This window comes from Pseudomonas sp. TH07 (assembly GCF_016651285.1).
Taxonomy (GTDB): domain Bacteria; phylum Pseudomonadota; class Gammaproteobacteria; order Pseudomonadales; family Pseudomonadaceae; genus Aquipseudomonas.
The window spans coordinates 128,620-144,313 of record NZ_JAEKED010000001.1 but is presented as its reverse complement, the minus strand read 5'-3'; the positions used below and the strand labels follow the sequence as shown (position 1 = coordinate 144,313).

The window sequence follows — 15,694 nt, the reverse complement described above, 5'->3', positions numbered from 1 at the left end:
CCTTCAGGATGTAAGGTTAGTCAGGAATCAGGACTTTTTGTCGTCAGCCGCTTTGTCGGTCGGGTTGGCGATCAGGGCCTTGAGCTCGTCGCTCATCGGGAACATCAGGTTCAGGCCTTTTGGCGGGATTGGCGATTGGAACCACTTGTCGTAGATCTTGTTGATCTCGCCCGACTTGTAGGTCGCCACGATGGCGTCGTCGACCGCTTTCTTGAACGGGGCATCGCCCTTGCGCACCATGCAGCCGTAGATTTCATAGGACTGCGCGGTACCGGTCACGGCCCAGTCGGTAGGCTTCTTGGCCTTGGCCATTTCACCGGCCAGCAGTGCGTCGTCCATCATGAAGGCAACGGCGCGGCCGCTTTCCAGCATGTTGAAGGATTCACCGTGGTCCTTGGCGGAGATCACGTTCATGCCCATCTGCTTGTCGGCGTTCATCGACTTGAGGATGCGCTCGGAGGTGGTGCCGGCGGTGGTCACCACGTTCTTGCCCTTCAGATCAGGGAAGTCTTTGTAGGTGGAGTCTTTCTTGGCCAGCAGACGGGTGCCGATTTCGAAGATGCCTACCGAGAAGTCAACTTGCTGCTGACGCTCGACGTTGTTGGTGGTGGAGCCGCACTCGACGTCCACGGTGCCGTTCTGCACCAGCGGGATACGGGTTTGCGAGGTGACCAGGTTGTACTTGACCTTGAGATCCGGCATGTCGAGGTCTTTCTTGATGGCTTCGACGATTTTCAGCTGGATGTCGTGGGAGTAGCCAACAGGAACGCCGGAAGCATCCGCGATGTAGGAAAACGGAATGGATGCGTCGCGATGTCCGAGGGTGATGGTGCCGGACTCTTTGATCTTCTTCAGTGTGCCGGTGAGTTCGGCTGCGAAAACTGGAGTGCTAATCAGAGCGGCAGCGATAGCTGCGCCCAACAGGTGGGGAACGATGCGCATCAATATTTCCTCGACATTTGTTTTTTTTATGAAGCCAGTTCGACGGCTCTTTTATACAGCGAATGCCTTGACGGCTCCTGATGTGTTGGCGATCAGGCATTCGTCGCAGAGTGTAGAGCATGAGTCGTGCCAGGCCAGGATAAAAGGATCAAGAGTCTGATTTAAAAGGGAATTAAATATCTATCCAGGGTTTCTAAAGCGGCGATTATCCGGTTATCCGAATCCGCGCGGGATGCTCGTTCGGAAAACCGAACATCCACCGTCTGGCTGGCACACCCTGACGCAAAACCCCCGGGCCATGAGGCGCCGGGGGTTGGGGTGAAGCACTCGGGGAGATCAGGCCGCTTCGATCTTGCGGCGGTTCTGCTCGACCTGTTCCAGATAGTCCCGCAGCTTCTGCTGTTCGGCTGCGGTGGTGAACAGGCCGAGTTTGCTGCGCCGCCACAGGATGTCCTCGGCGTTGACCGCCCATTCCTCGCTGCACAGGTAGTCGACTTCACGGGTGTAGAGCCCGCCACCCAGGTGCTCGCCCATGTCGTTCAGGCCTTGCACACCTTCCAGCAGGCGCCAGGTGCGGCTGCCGTAGGTGGTGGCCCAGCGCAGGGCGATTTCCCCGGGGACCCAGTCGTACCGCTTGCGGATCGCCTCGCTCAGCGCCTGTGGGGTGCTCATGTCCTCACCGCCCGGCAGGGTCGCCTGGGCCGTCCAGCTCGGGCGGATGTCCTTGAAGTAGGGCGCCAGTTGAGCCAGTGCCGACTCGGCCAGTTTGCGGTAGGTGGTCAGCTTGCCGCCGAACACCGACAGCAACGGCGCCTCTTCAGCCGCGCCGGATAGGGCCAGGGTGTAGTCGCGGGTCACGGCCGAAGGGTTGTCGGACTCGTCATTGCACAGCGGGCGCACGCCGGAATAGGTGTGGACGATATCGTCGCGGCTCAGCTGTTTCTTGAAGTGGGCATTGACCACGTTAAGGATGTAATCCGTCTCGCCGTCGGTGATCGTCACTTTCGCCGGGTCGCCGGTGTATTCGCGGTCGGTGGTGCCGATCAGGGTGAAGTGATTCAGGTACGGGATGGTGAAGACGATGCGCTGATCTTCGTTCTGCAGGATGTGCGCATGTTCACCTTCGTAGAGCTTGGGCACGATCAGGTGGCTGCCCTGGATCAAGCGGATGCCGTAGGGCGAATCCAGCTTCAGGTCATCCTTGATGAACTTGGCGACCCACGGCCCGGCCGCATTGACCAGGGCCTTGGCGCGGATCGAGAACAGGCTGCCGTCGGCGCGCTCCAGGTGCAGGTGCCACAGGCCCTTGCTGCGCCGGGCGCTGACGCAACGGGTCTGGGTGTGGACGTGGGCGCCTTTCTCCCGGGCAGCCATGGCATTGAGCACCACCAGGCGCGCGTCATCGACCCAGCAGTCGGAGTATTCGAAACCCTTGGTGATTTGCGCTTTCAGCGGGCTGTCGGCACCGAACTTGAGGCTTTTGGAGCCGGCGAGTTTTTCTCGCTTGCCCAAGTGGTCATACAGAAACAGGCCGGCACGAATCATCCACGCCGGGCGCAGGTGTGGGCGGTGCGGCAGCACGAAACGCATCGGTTTGACGATGTGCGGCGCCTTGGCCAGCAGCACTTCGCGTTCGGCCAGGGCCTCGCGCACCAGGCGGAATTCGTAATGTTCGAGGTAGCGCAGGCCGCCGTGGATCAACTTGCTGCTGGCTGAAGAGGTGTGGCTGGCCAGGTCGTCCTTTTCGCAAAGGAACACGGACAGGCCGCGACCGGCGGCATCGGCAGCGATCCCGACTCCATTGATCCCGCCGCCAATCACGGCAACATCGTAGACCTCGGCAAGAGGGGGCGTGGGCAAGGTAGAAGTGGGCATCGGCGGGCCTCGGGTTTCTTTTAATATTTGAATTGATATTTGAATTCGAACATTAATGTTCATTTCCGAAAATACTAGCGCATAAAGTCGCCCACAGCCAGTCGCCTTCGATTGAAAAAACTGATCGAAGCGGGCTCAAAGGAAAATATACGAACATTGTTCGACGCTTTGAGGCGGTCGTGGAGACTGCTCAGGCGCAGGCGGAAAAAGCCAAGCCTGCTGTTGCAGGCTGCTTGGGGGAGGGGTTACACCACTTCGAGGCGGATCTTGTGCTGGCTGAGCAGTTGGGCGAGGGCCGGGACGGGCTGCTGATCGGTTACCAGGCAGTCGATCAGGCTGATCGGCCCCAGGCGGATCATGGCGTTGCGCCCGAACTTGCTGGAGTCGGCGGCCAGGATCACTTGCCGGGCGTTGGCGATGATCGCCTGGGAGACCCGTACTTCCTGGTAGTCGAAGTCCAGCAGGCTGCCGTCTTCATCGATGCCGCTGATGCCGACCAGGGCGAAGTCGACCTTGAACTGATTGATGAAGTCGACGCTGGCCTGGCCCACCACACCGCCGTCGCGGCGCACGGTGCCGCCGGTCAGCAGCACGTCAAAGTCGTCCTTGGCACTGAGCATGGAGGCGACGTGCAGGTTGTTGGTGATGATCTTCAGGTGGTTGTGGTTGAGCAGCGCCCGCGCAATGGACTCGGTAGTGGTACCGATATTGATGAACAGCGAGGCGTGGTCGGGAATTTGTGCGGCGATGGCTTCGCCGATGCGTTGTTTCTCATCGCGCATCTGATCGGCGCGCATGGCATAGGCGGTGTTTTCGACGCTGGAGTCGTAGGCGGCGCCGCCGTGATAGCGACGCAGCAGGTTCACTTCCGCCAATTGGTTGATATCGCGGCGGATGGTTTGCGGGGTAACAACGAACAGCTGAGCCATTTCCTCGATGCTGACGTAGCCGCGTTCGCGGACCAGTTCGAGGATTTGCTGCTGACGGGGAGGCAGATTCATGGGGCTTCCTTTGGGCTGCCGTGCAAAATTTGCCCATGATGCCGCAGGAATCTGCTCCCTACCAGTTACAACCGGACGCGAATCCGGCCTCAGGCCTGCTCAGCGCCTTCGTGGGGTTCCCAGTCGCGGGTGCGGCTGACGGCTTTTTTCCAGCCGGCGTAGAGTTTTTCCTTGGCGGCTTCGTCCAGGGCAGGTTCGAACTCGCGCTCGATCACGGCCTTGCCCCGCAACTCTTCCAGGCTGCCCCAGAAGCCACAAGCCAGGCCCGCCAGGTAGGCGGCGCCCAGTGCCGTGGTTTCGCGCATTTGCGGGCGCTCGACCTGGGTGCCGAGGATGTCGGCCTGGAACTGCATGAGGAAGTTGTTGGCCACCGCACCACCGTCCACACGCAGGGCCTTGAGGCGTTCGCCGGAGTCCTGTTGCATGGCGTCGAGTACGTCGCGGGTCTGGTAGGCGATGGACTCCAGGGCCGCGCGAATGATGTGGTCAACCCGCACGCCCCGGGTCAGGCCGAACAGCGCGCCACGGGCATAGGGGTCCCAGTAGGGGGCGCCAAGGCCGGTGAAGGCCGGGACCAGGTACACGCCATTGCTGTCCTTGACCTTGTTGGCGAAGTATTCGGTGTCGTGGGCGTCGTTGATGATTTTCAACTCGTCCCGCAGCCACTGCACGGTGGAACCGCCGTTGAATACCGCGCCTTCCAGGGCGTATGCCACTTCACCCCGTGGGCCGCAGGCGATGGTGGTGAGCATGCCGTGCTTGGATTTGACCGCTTTGTCGCCGGTGTTCATCAGCAGGAAGCAGCCCGTGCCGTAGGTGTTTTTTGCCTGGCCCGGCTCGACGCACATCTGGCCGAACAGCGCCGCCTGCTGGTCGCCGGCAATACCGCCGATGGCAATACCGCTCTTGGTGCGGCCGTAGATTTCGGACGACGACTTCACTTCAGGCAGCATGGCCCGCGGGATATCCAGCACTTCCAGCATCTTGGCATCCCACTCCAGGGTGTGGATGTTGAAGAGCATGGTGCGCGAGGCGTTGGTGTAGTCGGTGACGTGGGTCTTGCCGCCGGTAAATTTCCAGATCAGCCAGCTGTCGATGGTGCCGAACAGCAGTTCGCCGTCACGGGCACGCTCACGGCTGCCTTCGACGTTGTCGAGGATCCACTTGAGCTTGGTACCGGAGAAGTACGGGTCGGTGACCAGGCCGGTGGTGTCGCTGATGTATTGCTCGTGGCCGTCGCGCTTGAGCTGCTGGCAGATCTCGGTGCTGCGTCGGCACTGCCAGACGATGGCGTTATAGATCGGACGGCCGGTGTTCTTGTCCCAGACCACGGTGGTTTCGCGCTGGTTGGTGATGCCGATGGCAGCGACCTGGTCATGGTGCAGGCCAGCCTGGGCCAGGGCCTCGACCATCACTGCGCTCTGGGTGGCGAAGATTTCCATCGGGTCGTGTTCGACCCAACCGGCTTGCGGATAATGCTGGGCGAATTCGCGCTGAGCGGTGCAGACCACATTGGCGTCACGGTCGAAAATGATCGCGCGCGAGCTGGTCGTACCCTGATCGAGGGCAATGATGTAGTTCTTATTCTGAATGTCGGTCATGTCGATTGCCTTGGACGAAATAAGGAAGTGAGGTGAGGCGCGAGATCGGTTTGGGCAGGATCTCGCGCCCGCGGTTTCAAGAAGTTCTTACTTTGCCGTCAGTGGCCGGTTCTGCGTCCTTTGTAGCAGCAATGGCGCTAGGCAGGTGACGGGCAATCAGCCCGCGATAGGCTGCTGCACCGAGGCAGGCACCGACGATCGGAGCAAAGATCGGTACCAGGAAGTATGGGATATCACGGCCGCCGGTGAAGGAGACTTCACCCCAGCCCATGAAGAAGGTCATCAGTTTTGGACCGAAGTCCCGCGCCGGGTTCATCGCAAAGCCGGTCAGCGGGCCCATTGCGCTGCCGATCACGGCAATCAGCAAACCAATCAGCAAGGGCGCCATCGCACCCCGTGGCAGGCCGTTGTTGTCGTCGGTCAGGGACATGATCACCCCCATCAGGATGGCGGTGATCACCACTTCCACCAGGAACGCCTGGGCCGTCGACAGCGCCGGGTGCGGGTAGGTGGAGAACACCGACGCCAGCTCCAGGCTGGCCTGGGAGCCTCGAATCATCTGGTGGCTTTGTTCGAAATCGAAGAACAGGTTGCTGTAAAGCGTGTAGACCAGCAGCGCTGCGCAGAAGGCGCCGGCAACCTGGGCGAGGATATAGAACGGCAGTTTGCGCTTCTCGAAATCGGTAAACAGGCACAGCGCGATGCTGACGGCAGGGTTGAGGTGGGCCCCGGAAACCCCGGCCGTGAGGTAGATCGCCATGCTCACGCCGATCCCCCAGATAATGCTGATTTCCCACAGGCCGAAGCTGGCACCCGCCACCTTGAGCGCGGCGACGCAACCCGTACCAAAGAAGATCAGCAGGGCGGTGCCCAGGAATTCGGCAGTGCATTGGCCGAAGAGCGTTGGTTGTTGTAAAGCAGTTGTCATTGAAAACCTCGTTTTTTGTTGTTGTCTGACGCTTGGGCTAAGGGTGCCAAGCGCGATTTTCACCACCATCAGGATCCCCATCCCGATAACGGCTTACTGCCGGTACACCATTCGATCTACAGCATGATATTCATAAACGAAAAAATATAGACAAGAAACACTGCTGTCAAAGGTCGAAAGTGAACCGGTAGTCATTTTGTAGTTATCAGTCAGGTGAATGTTCGTCACAAGGACACTCCGGCCCCTGGGACAATCTGTCGCCCAACGCCCGGGAAAATCGTTTCGACCCGGGTTGGCGGGCCTCGGGGTAGAGCCTTTTGCCGATTGATGTCCTAGAATCCGAGGCCCATGTTTTTAGTCTTTGTCCCTCCCTTGGAGCTGCCATGACCCCTGCACTGGATCTGCTGAAAAAAGTTCGCGCCGAACATCGGGTGCACAGTTACGAACATGATCCCAAGGCAGCCTCCTATGGGCTGGAGGCAGCGGAAAAACTGGGCCTGGACCCGGCGCAGGTGTTCAAGACGCTGTTGGCCAGTAGTGAAAAGGGTGAATTGCTGGTGGCGGTGGTGCCGGTCGTCGGAAGTCTTGATCTCAAGGCCCTGGCCCAGGCCGCAGGGGTCAAGAAAGCCGAAATGGCAGACCCGGCGGCCGCGCAACGGGCGACTGGCTACCTGCTGGGGGGGATCAGCCCGCTGGGGCAGAAGAAGCGCTTGCGGACCTTTATCGACAACAGTGCCCAGCCGTTTGCGAGCATCTTTGTCAGCGCCGGGCGCCGTGGGTTGGAAGTCGAGCTGGCAGCGGCGGTGCTGGCGGAGCATACCCAGGCCAGGTTTGCCGATATCGGTCGCGCCTGAAGGCACTGGCGCTACGCCATGGGGAGAGGCCGGCGCTGTATGGTGAAAAATCCCCTGTTCTGTGGCTATCGCCCCCGGGGGGCGGGCCTCCATGCTGCGCGTCGCCTGTTCATGGAGAAGCCACATGCAATTCGAGTTTCATCAAGTCGACGCCTTCAGCGACCGCCCCTTCAGCGGCAACCCGGCCATGGTCTATCGCCTGGCGGCCTGGCCAGCCGATGCGCTGATGCAAAATATCGCCGCCGAACACAACCTGGCGGAAACCGCCTTTGTGGTGCGTGAAGACGCCGGTTGGCGCATTCGCTGGTTTACCCCGCTCACCGAAATCCCGCTGTGCGGGCATGCGACCCTGGCCAGTGCCCATGTGCTGTTCGAGGTGTATCAGGAGCCGGCGCAACGCATTGATTTCCTCAGCCGCTCCGGCCCCCTGAGCGTCACCCGCGACAGTGGGCGACTGTGGCTCGACTTTCCCCGTCGCCAGCCGGGCGAGGTCAGCGGGCTCGATCTAGCCGCCTTGACCCAGGCACTGGGGCGCGAGCCGGTGCAGGTGCTGGCGGCCAACGAGCTGTTGGTGGTGCTCGATTCGGAGCAGGCCGTGCGTGATTGCCAGCCGGATCTGGCCGCCCTGGCCAAACTGCCGTGGCCCGGGGTGATTGTCACCGCTGCGGGGCGTGAGCATGATTTTGTGTCGCGCTTTTTTGCGCCAGCCATTGGTATCAATGAAGACCCGGTGACCGGGTCGACCCATTGCTGCCTGATCCCGTATTGGGCCGAACGCCTGGGCAAGACCGAGCTTACGGCCTACCAATGCTCGCAACGGGGTGGGGAGTTGTTCTGTCGGCTGGAAGGGGAGCGGGTGAAGATTGGCGGCGACGCGACCCTGGTGGCCTGCGGCGAATTGTTGTTGGGCTGAGGGGCAATGTGCAGGCGCCGTCCGATGGCGGCGCCTGCATAGCGGCAAGCCGGTGTGCGGTCAGTGGGCCGTGCTGTAGCGACGGACCCCGGCTTCGACCTGGACCATCTGCGCCGCCGTGCTGCCGTTGGCCTGGAATAGCACCAGGTGCTCGGCTGCGACCCGAATGCCCACATCCGCCCCGACCTGGTGGTCGACGTGGCTCGGGAAGATCGACTCCAGCTGGCTGCCGGTGGGCAGCTGCAGGCGGTACAGGGTCGATGCGCCGAGGAAGGTCTTGCCAACAATCCGCGCCTTGAGCGTGCTGTCCGGGGCGTAGACGATATCGTCCGGGCGCAGCAGGACATCCACCGCTCCCCCCACCGGCCAGGTATAGGCTCGATTGCCTCGCAGCATGCCGAGCTCGGTCTGCACCGATTCCGGGGTCGTGAGCTGCCCGCGAATAAAATAGCCCTGGCCGATAAAGCTCGCGACAAACGGGGTCAGCGGCTCGTGGTAGAGGTTGTAGGGCGTATCCCACTGCTCCAGGCGACCTTCCTTGAACACCCCGACGTGATCGCTGACGGCGAACGCTTCTTCCTGGTCATGGGTCACCAGAATCGCGCTGGTGCCACGGGCCTTGAGGATGTCGCGCACCTCATGGCTGAGCTTGCGGCGCAGCTCGCCGTCGAGGTTGGAGAAGGGCTCGTCGAGCAGCAGCAATTGCGGTTCCGGCGCCAGGGCTCGGGCCAGGGCCACGCGTTGCTGTTGGCCGCCAGACAGCTCGTGGGGGAAGCGCTTGCCGAGGTTCTTCAGGTTGACCAGCTCCAGCAACTCCTCGACCACTCGCTCTTTCTGCGGGTGCTTGCGGATGCCGAAGGCGATGTTGTCCGCCACGCACAGGTGTGGGAACAGGGCGTAGTCCTGGAACACCATGCCGATGCGACGACGTTCCGGGGCCAGGGTGAAACCGGCGCTGGAAATGGTCTCGCCGGCGAGCTGGATCTCGCCTTCGTGCACCGGTTCGAACCCGGCAATCGCACGCAGGGTGGTGGTCTTGCCGCAGCCGGACGAGCCGAGCAGGCAACCGATGTCACCGGCGTTCAGGTGCAGGTTGAGGTTCTGGACGACCCGTTGATCCTGGTAGCCGCAGGCGAGATTGCGCAGGTTTAGCAGTAATGGCTGGCTCATGCGTGGTGGTACGCCGGCTCGACCAGAAATTCGAGCAGGGCCTTTTGTGCGTGCAGGCGGTTTTCGGCCTGGTCCCAAGCCACTGAACGGGCATCGTCCAGCAGGTCGAGGCTGATTTCTTCACCGCGGTGCGCCGGCAGGCAATGCATGAACAGCACGTCCTCGACCGCGAGGTCGAGCAGGGCGCGGTTGACCTGGAATGGGGCGAACAGCTTCAGGCGCTTGGCGGTTTCTTCTTCCTGACCCATGGAGGTCCAGACGTCGGTGCTCACCAGGTGGGCGCCGCGCACGGCGTCTTTCGGATCGCGGACGATGGTCACGCGATCGCCGGCCTGGGCCAGGAAGTGCGGGTTGGGCTCGTAGCCTTCAGGGCAGGCGATGCGCAACTGGAAGTCGAACTGGATCGCCGCTTCTATATAGCTGTTGCACATGTTGTTGCCGTCGCCGATCCAGGCCACGGTCTTGCCCTGGATCGAGCCGCGATGTTCGAGGAAGGTTTGCATGTCGGCCAGCAACTGGCAGGGATGCAGGTCATCGGACAGGCCGTTGATCACCGGCACGCGGGAGTTGGCCGCGAACTCGGTCAGGGTGCTGTGGGCGAATGTCCGGATCATCACCGCATCGAGCATGCGCGACATGACGATCGCGCAATCGCTGATGGGCTCGCCGCGACCCAGTTGGGTGTCGCGCGGGGACAGGAAGATGGCCTGGCCGCCGAGCTGGATCATGCCGGCTTCGAATGAAAGACGGGTACGGGTCGACGACTTCTCGAAAATCATTCCGAGCACGCGGTTTTTCAATGGCTCGAACAGTACGCCGCGGTTACGCAGGTCCTTCAGCTCGATGCCTCGACGAATCACGCTGACCAGCTCTTCGGGCGTGCAATCCATCAGGGAGAGAAAGTGCCTTGCGCTCATCATTAACTACCTTTTTGCAACAGACCGCAGATACTCAAAGCCTTGTTTATTTGAAAAACGGGCGAGACCTGCGGCGAAAGCCGCACGGGGCGACGAAATAGGGGAAGGCGCGATCTTATAATTAAATGTCGCGTCTTACCAATAGTGCTACGGCGTTTAGGGGATTTCAGAGAGGCTACGGTGCGAGTGCGGTAGCGCTTTTGAAGCCTGTTTCCTGACAGCAGCCGGCCATTTGTACACTGCCCCCACGCCGCTTGGCAATCAAGCAGGGCGGGCGCGGCGTGATCCCGGTCGTTTTCTGACCTGTCGGGCGAGGGGTTTTCCGGCAGCATTCACGGGCATGCACTCTGAAATATTTCCTAATGCAAAGTGCTGGAGTTATAACTGCGCAACAGCGACAGGGAAGTGTTGGCAATGCAGACAAAGGAACAACAACTGATGGCGCTGTTGGGGCTGACGGCACGGGCGTTGACGGACATGACGGCGTCCATGACCACCCTGTCGTTCGAGTTGCTGCGTAGCGAGGACGATGTCACACGCAATGCGGCGCGGCAGATGATCGATCGGATGATGACCATCAGTGCCGGCCTGGACGAGCAATGGCGCCTGCTGGCTGAGCTCGGCGGTCAGCAGGCCGAGCCGGACCCGCTGCTCAACGTGGCACAGATCACCGCCCAGGGCCCCCCCGGCTTGCCTTCCAACTGAGCGTCGGCGGTTATCGGCAGGCCTGATGCCCTGCGATTCACAGGACGCCTCTCCCTGGCGCTGGGCACCCCGCAGCGCCATAGTTTTGTTTCCGCGGCCCGCTGGCTGCCCTGAATACAATAGAGACTGGCCATGACCAAGACTCTCCATCACCGTGCCTGCCATTTGTGTGAAGCCATCTGCGGCCTGACCATTGAAACCACCCAGGCCGAAGGCGCCGCGATCAGGATCACGTCGATCAAGGGCGACAAGGACGACAGCTTCAGTCGCGGCCATATCTGCCCCAAGGCAGTGGCCCTGCAAGACATCCAGGATGATCCTGATCGCCTGCGCCAGCCCATGCAGCGGGTGGGTGACCAGTGGCGGCCAATCGCGTGGGACGCGGCGTTTGCCCTGGTGGCCGAGCGCTTGGCGGCGATCCAGCAGCGCCACGGCAACAACGCCGTCGCCACCTATCAGGGCAATCCCAGCGTGCACAACTATGGGTTGATGACCCACAGCAACTACTTTCTCGGCCTGCTGAAAACCCGTAACCGTTTTTCCGCGACCTCGGTCGACCAATTGCCCCATCACCTGAGCAGTTACCTGATGTACGGCCACGGCCTGTTACTGCCGATTCCGGACATCGACCACACCGACTTCATGCTGATCCTGGGCGGCAACCCGTTGGCCTCCAACGGCAGCATCATGACCGTGCCGGATGTGGAGAAGCGCCTGAAGGCGATCCAGGCCCGAGGCGGCAAAGTGGTGGTGGTCGATCCGCGGCGCAGCGAAACCGCCGCCATCGCCGATCAGCACCTGTTCGTACGTCCGGGAGGCGATGCCGCGCTGCTGTTCGGGATGTTGCATACCTTGTTCGATGAGGGTCTGACTCGCCCCAGCCATTTGCCGGTGGACGGCCTGGACCAGGTGCGCGAATCCATCGCCGGCTTCAGCGCCGAGGCCATGAGCCCGCTGTGCGCCGTGCCAGCCTTGCAGATCCGCCAGTTGGCGCGGGACTTTGCGGCCGCGGACAAAGCCGTGTGTTACGGGCGCATGGGGGTCTCGACCCAGGCGTTCGGCACCTTGTGTCATTGGCTGGTGCAATTGATCAACCTGGTCACTGGCAACCTTGATCGGGTTGGCGGTGCACTGTGCACGGAGCCGGCGGTGGACCTGGTGGCATCGACCTCGGGCGGGCACTTCAATGTCTGGCAAAGCCGGGTTTCCGGACGGCCTGAATACGGTGGCGAGTTCCCGGTGTCGGCACTGGCCGAGGAGATGTTGACTGAAGGTGAGGGCCAGGTCCGGGCGCTGATCACCATTGCCGGCAATCCGGTGCTGTCCACGCCCAATGGCCGGCAACTGGAACAGGCGCTGGACGGCCTGGAGTTCATGCTCAGCATCGATTTGTACATCAACGAAACCACGCGCTACGCGGACTTGATCCTGCCCTCCACATCGGCTCTGGAGAACGATCACTACGACACCACCTTCAATATGTTCGCGGTGCGCAATGTGAGCCGTTTCAACCAGGCCATTTTGCCCAAGCCCGAGGGTGCGCTGCATGACTGGGAGATCTTCGTCGGCCTGGCCCAGGCTTTTGCCACCCACAGCGGCCAGCCGCTCAAGCCCACCGTGGCGCCGGCGCAGATGATCGATCGGGGGCTGCGAGGCGGTCGCTACGGTGATGACTCGACGTACCAGCTTTCCCTGGCGACCCTGGCCCATCATCCCCATGGCATTGATCTGGGGGCGCTCAAGCCGAACCTGGCGCAGCGCCTGAAGACCGAGAACCAGCGGGTGCAAGCCGCCCCGGCGGCGATTCTGGCTGATCTGGAGCGTTTTGCCGCGTTGCAGGCGCCCCCGGTCGATGAATTGCTGATGATCGGGCGGCGCCACGTACGCAGTAATAATTCATGGATGCACAACTATCACCGGCTGGTGAAGGGTAAGCCGCGCCATCAGTTGCTGATGCACCCCGATGACCTGGCCAGTCGTGGTCTGAGCGACGGGCAACGAGTGCGGGTCAGCTCGCGGGTCGGGATGATTGAAGTTGAAGTGCTGGCCAGCAGCGAGATGATGCCGGGGGTGGTCAGCCTGCCTCACGGTTGGGGGCATGCGCGGCCTGGCGTGCACATGAGCATCGCCAGCGAGCAGCCGGGCTCCAGCGCCAACGACCTGACCGATGAGCGGCAACTCGACGAATTATCGGGGAATGCGGCGCTCAACGGCGTGCCGGTCAAGGTGCAGGCTGCTTGAGGTGTCTGTCGGGGAGACCGAGCATGGCGCTCGGCTTTCCGTTACAATGCGCCACCGTGCCGACAACAGAGTCGGAAAGTTCAGCCGAGGTGTTCCATGGATATCATCGAAACTATTAAAGAGCAGATTGCCAACAACACCATTCTGCTTTACATGAAAGGCTCGCCGAATGCCCCACAGTGTGGCTTCTCCGCGAAAGCCGCTCAGGCCGTAATGGGCTGTGGTGAGAAGTTCGCTTACGTGGACATCCTGCAGAACCCGGAAATCCGCGCCAACCTGCCGAAATACGCCAACTGGCCAACCTTCCCGCAACTGTGGGTGGGTGGTGAACTGGTCGGCGGCAGCGACATCATGGCCGAGATGTTCGCCAACGGTGAGCTGCAGACCCTGGTCAAGGAAGCTGCCGAAAAAGCCGCTGCGAACAAGACCGAAGCCTGATGCAGGTGCAGTAGCTTCTACGCTGCTGCAGGCCGTGAGGCCATCGAATAAAAGCCCCGCCATGCGGGGCTTTTGTTTTTGCGGTGATTGATAAGTGCGAAGTAATTAAAGGGTCGCATATCGTTATCAATCGCAACTACGGCTTATCTAAATAAGCCGCGCAATAAAAAGCCCCGCGCCTCGATTAAGAGGGCGGGGCGTTTTAACAGTGGTGAGCGGTGCGAAGGTTATTCGCCCATCTGCGATTGCAGATAGTTCTCGATACCCACTTTGTCGATCAGGCCCAGTTGGGTTTCCAGCCAGTCGATATGTTCTTCTTCGGACTCAAGGATATCTTCCAGCAGTTCACGGCTACCGAAGTCGCCGGTGACTTCGCAATGGGCGATGGCTGCCTTGAGGTCGGCGTGGCCGGTGCGCTCGATACGCAGGTCGCACTCAAGCATTTCCTTGGTGTGTTCACCGATGTGCAGCTTGCCCAGGTCCTGGACGTTCGGCAGGCCTTCGAGGAAAAGGATGCGCTTGATCAGCTTGTCCGCATGCTTCATCTCGTCGATGGACTCGTGGTACTCGTGTTTGCCCAGCTTGTTCAGGCCCCAGTCTTCATACATGCGTGCATGCAGGAAGTACTGATTGATCGCGACCAGCTCATTGGCAAGGATCTTGTTGAGATGCTGGATGACTGTAATGTCGCCTTTCATGATGGGGTCCTGCCCTGTATCAGCTGTGTATAAGGCGGAGTCTGAGCTGCGCAATCATGAGTGTCAAACCTAAGTTATTGAATAATATATGAAAATTAATCGGAATAAGAATGTTTGTGTTCCGCGTTATGACGCTAAGCGATTGAATTCTAGGCATAAAAAAACCGGACACTAAGTCCGGTTCCTTGAAATACGGTTATTTACGCGACATTAAATTCTACGGGATAGGGAATCGCTGCCTGGCTGCTTTGCACTTTGGTCAGGGTTTCCCGCACGACCTGCTTGGCCAGGCATGCACATTTGCCGCATTGGCTGGCGACGCCGGTGGCTTGGCGTACTTCGCGGTAGCTGCAGCAACCTTCAAAGATCGCATCGCGGATTTGTCCGTCGGTGACGCCAGTGCAGAGGCAGACATACATAAGGTGAGAACCGTCGCTGGTTATGGCCCAATTGCGATGGATCTTAATGTTAACGAGAATGATTGTCAAAGTGGTTTGGCGGGGTTTTTCAGCGAATCGGACAAGTCTGACGAACGGCCTTTTTTCGGTCCCGCGGGCTGGTATCGAAACGGGCGGTTTTGCACGCATCCACAGCAGCAGATCTAAAAACGATTAAGGACAGCTCAAACACGCGGTGTATGATGGTCGGTCCTTACGCAGCAAGATCGCGTCACCGGGTTGTCGTATAGCCGCGGCAGACTGGGATGATCTTGCTCTTCATTCGACCACACCAGGAGATATCCAATGAGCGTACTCGTAGGCAAACAAGCCCCTGACTTCACCGTTCCCGCTGTTCTCGGCAATGGCGAAATCGTCGACAGCTTCACCCTGTCCTCGGCCATCAAAGGCAAATACGGCCTGGTGTTCTTCTACCCGCTGGACTTCACCTTCGTTTGCCCGTCCGAGCTGATCGCTCTGGACCACCGTATGGCAGACTTCAAGGCACGTAACGTAGAAGTGATCGCGGTTTCGATCGACTCGCACTTCACCCACAACGCCTGGCGCAACACCCCGATCAATGCCGGCGGCATCGGTCAGGTTCAGTACATCATGGCTGCTGACATGAAGCACGACATCGCCAAGGCCTACGACGTTGAGTCCGAAGGCGGCGTGGCTTTCCGTGGCGCATTCCTGATCGACGACAAGGGCGTTGTCCGCTCGCAGATCATCAACGACCTGCCACTGGGCCGTAACATGGAAGAGCTGATCCGTCTGGTTGACGCTCTGCAATTCCACGAAGAGCACGGCGAAGTTTGCCCAGCCAACTGGAAAAAAGGCGACAAAGGCATGACCGCTTCGCCAGAAGGCGTTGCTGCTTACCTGAGCGAGAACGCCGGCAAGCTGTAAGCCGCGCGTCACGCATAAAAAAACCGGCCTCAGGGCCGGTTTTTTCATGGGGACGATTTGGCGAC

General features: G+C 60.4%; 15 protein-coding genes. 6 read left to right on the top strand and 9 right to left on the bottom strand.

Going from position 1 to position 15,694, the window contains the following annotated elements; genetic code table 11:
- Positions 1-27: 27 nt before the first annotated feature.
- The 5 genes from JFU57_RS00680 to JFU57_RS00660 all read right to left on the bottom strand — a co-directional run bounded on the left by JFU57_RS00680 (position 28) and on the right by JFU57_RS00660 (position 6,347).
- The gene (locus tag JFU57_RS00680; RefSeq protein WP_020298568.1) at positions 28-942 is read right to left on the bottom strand and encodes a glutamate/aspartate ABC transporter substrate-binding protein; all 915 of its coding nucleotides are present in this window, start codon (positions 940-942) and stop codon (positions 28-30) included.
- A 336-nt stretch (positions 943-1,278) separates the two neighbouring features.
- Positions 1,279-2,817, bottom strand: coding sequence for a glycerol-3-phosphate dehydrogenase (glpD, locus tag JFU57_RS00675; RefSeq protein WP_201127632.1), 1,539 nt, complete (start codon positions 2,815-2,817; stop codon positions 1,279-1,281).
- Positions 2,818-3,062: 245 nt separating this feature from the next.
- A complete protein-coding gene (locus JFU57_RS00670; RefSeq protein WP_020298570.1) occupies positions 3,063-3,818 on the bottom strand; it encodes a DeoR family transcriptional regulator in 756 nt (251 codons plus the stop codon).
- Between the two features lie 89 nt (positions 3,819-3,907).
- Positions 3,908-5,419, bottom strand: coding sequence for a glycerol kinase GlpK (glpK, locus tag JFU57_RS00665; protein WP_078471934.1), 1,512 nt, complete (start codon positions 5,417-5,419; stop codon positions 3,908-3,910).
- Between the two features lie 76 nt (positions 5,420-5,495).
- Positions 5,496-6,347, bottom strand: a complete 852-nt coding sequence (locus tag JFU57_RS00660) for an MIP/aquaporin family protein (protein ID WP_020298572.1) — start codon at positions 6,345-6,347, stop codon at positions 5,496-5,498.
- A gap of 383 nt (positions 6,348-6,730) precedes the next feature.
- On the opposite strand from JFU57_RS00660, the gene ybaK reads away from it, so the two are divergent.
- The gene (ybaK, locus tag JFU57_RS00655; RefSeq protein WP_020298573.1) at positions 6,731-7,201 is read left to right on the top strand and encodes a Cys-tRNA(Pro) deacylase; all 471 of its coding nucleotides are present in this window, start codon (positions 6,731-6,733) and stop codon (positions 7,199-7,201) included.
- A gap of 124 nt (positions 7,202-7,325) precedes the next feature.
- Positions 7,326-8,114, top strand: a complete 789-nt coding sequence (locus tag JFU57_RS00650) for a PhzF family phenazine biosynthesis protein (protein WP_201127630.1) — start codon at positions 7,326-7,328, stop codon at positions 8,112-8,114.
- Between the two features lie 60 nt (positions 8,115-8,174).
- Here the strand turns inward: JFU57_RS00650 and JFU57_RS00645 are convergent, their stop codons facing one another.
- Positions 8,175-9,284, bottom strand: a complete 1,110-nt coding sequence (locus JFU57_RS00645) for an ABC transporter ATP-binding protein (protein WP_078471932.1) — start codon at positions 9,282-9,284, stop codon at positions 8,175-8,177.
- Entirely contained in the window at positions 9,281-10,201 is a 921-nt protein-coding gene (gene argF, locus JFU57_RS00640; RefSeq protein WP_201127628.1) for an ornithine carbamoyltransferase, read from the bottom strand. Before argF ends, JFU57_RS00645 begins: the two co-directional genes overlap by 4 nt.
- Before the next feature lie 414 nt (positions 10,202-10,615).
- Between argF and JFU57_RS00635 the strand changes: the two genes are divergently transcribed.
- The 3 genes from JFU57_RS00635 to grxD all read left to right on the top strand — a co-directional run bounded on the left by JFU57_RS00635 (position 10,616) and on the right by grxD (position 13,585).
- Positions 10,616-10,906 carry a hypothetical protein gene (locus JFU57_RS00635; RefSeq protein WP_078471931.1) on the top strand — a complete coding sequence of 97 codons (291 nt, stop codon included), beginning with the start codon at positions 10,616-10,618 and terminating at the stop codon, positions 10,904-10,906.
- 132 nt (positions 10,907-11,038) lie between these two features.
- Positions 11,039-13,147, top strand: coding sequence for a molybdopterin oxidoreductase family protein (locus tag JFU57_RS00630; RefSeq protein WP_201127626.1), 2,109 nt, complete (start codon positions 11,039-11,041; stop codon positions 13,145-13,147).
- Positions 13,148-13,243: 96 nt separating this feature from the next.
- Positions 13,244-13,585, top strand: a complete 342-nt coding sequence (gene grxD / locus JFU57_RS00625; RefSeq protein ID WP_020298579.1) for a Grx4 family monothiol glutaredoxin — start codon at positions 13,244-13,246, stop codon at positions 13,583-13,585.
- A gap of 227 nt (positions 13,586-13,812) precedes the next feature.
- Here the strand turns inward: grxD and bfr are convergent, their stop codons facing one another.
- Both bfr and JFU57_RS00615 read right to left on the bottom strand, forming a co-directional pair.
- Positions 13,813-14,283, bottom strand: coding sequence for a bacterioferritin (bfr, locus tag JFU57_RS00620; protein WP_020298580.1), 471 nt, complete (start codon positions 14,281-14,283; stop codon positions 13,813-13,815).
- A 200-nt stretch (positions 14,284-14,483) separates the two neighbouring features.
- Positions 14,484-14,702, bottom strand: a complete 219-nt coding sequence (locus tag JFU57_RS00615) for a bacterioferritin-associated ferredoxin (RefSeq protein WP_020298581.1) — start codon at positions 14,700-14,702, stop codon at positions 14,484-14,486.
- Positions 14,703-15,026: 324 nt separating this feature from the next.
- Between JFU57_RS00615 and JFU57_RS00610 the strand changes: the two genes are divergently transcribed.
- Complete coding sequence (locus JFU57_RS00610; protein WP_020298582.1) at positions 15,027-15,629, top strand: peroxiredoxin; 603 nt, start codon at positions 15,027-15,029, stop codon at positions 15,627-15,629.
- The last annotated feature ends 65 nt before the right edge of the window (positions 15,630-15,694 follow it).

Excerpts from the sequence above, each read along its gene's own strand:
- JFU57_RS00635 (WP_078471931.1), top strand. The coding sequence starts at position 10,616 with ATGCAGACAAAGGAACAACAACTGATGGCGCTGTTGGGGCTGACGGCA.
- JFU57_RS00650 (WP_201127630.1), top strand. The coding sequence starts at position 7,326 with ATGCAATTCGAGTTTCATCAAGTCGACGCCTTCAGCGACCGCCCCTTC.
- glpD (WP_201127632.1), bottom strand. The coding sequence starts at position 2,817 with ATGCCCACTTCTACCTTGCCCACGCCCCCTCTTGCCGAGGTCTACGAT.
- JFU57_RS00610 (WP_020298582.1), top strand. The coding sequence starts at position 15,027 with ATGAGCGTACTCGTAGGCAAACAAGCCCCTGACTTCACCGTTCCCGCT.
- JFU57_RS00670 (WP_020298570.1), bottom strand. The coding sequence starts at position 3,818 with ATGAATCTGCCTCCCCGTCAGCAGCAAATCCTCGAACTGGTCCGCGAA.
- JFU57_RS00680 (WP_020298568.1), bottom strand. The coding sequence starts at position 942 with ATGCGCATCGTTCCCCACCTGTTGGGCGCAGCTATCGCTGCCGCTCTG.
- grxD (WP_020298579.1), top strand. The coding sequence starts at position 13,244 with ATGGATATCATCGAAACTATTAAAGAGCAGATTGCCAACAACACCATT.
- JFU57_RS00645 (WP_078471932.1), bottom strand. The coding sequence starts at position 9,284 with ATGAGCCAGCCATTACTGCTAAACCTGCGCAATCTCGCCTGCGGCTAC.
- ybaK (WP_020298573.1), top strand. The coding sequence starts at position 6,731 with ATGACCCCTGCACTGGATCTGCTGAAAAAAGTTCGCGCCGAACATCGG.
- glpK (WP_078471934.1), bottom strand. The coding sequence starts at position 5,419 with ATGACCGACATTCAGAATAAGAACTACATCATTGCCCTCGATCAGGGT.
- JFU57_RS00630 (WP_201127626.1), top strand. The coding sequence starts at position 11,039 with ATGACCAAGACTCTCCATCACCGTGCCTGCCATTTGTGTGAAGCCATC.
- JFU57_RS00615 (WP_020298581.1), bottom strand. The coding sequence starts at position 14,702 with ATGTATGTCTGCCTCTGCACTGGCGTCACCGACGGACAAATCCGCGAT.
- argF (WP_201127628.1), bottom strand. The coding sequence starts at position 10,201 with ATGAGCGCAAGGCACTTTCTCTCCCTGATGGATTGCACGCCCGAAGAG.
- bfr (WP_020298580.1), bottom strand. The coding sequence starts at position 14,283 with ATGAAAGGCGACATTACAGTCATCCAGCATCTCAACAAGATCCTTGCC.
- JFU57_RS00660 (WP_020298572.1), bottom strand. The coding sequence starts at position 6,347 with ATGACAACTGCTTTACAACAACCAACGCTCTTCGGCCAATGCACTGCC.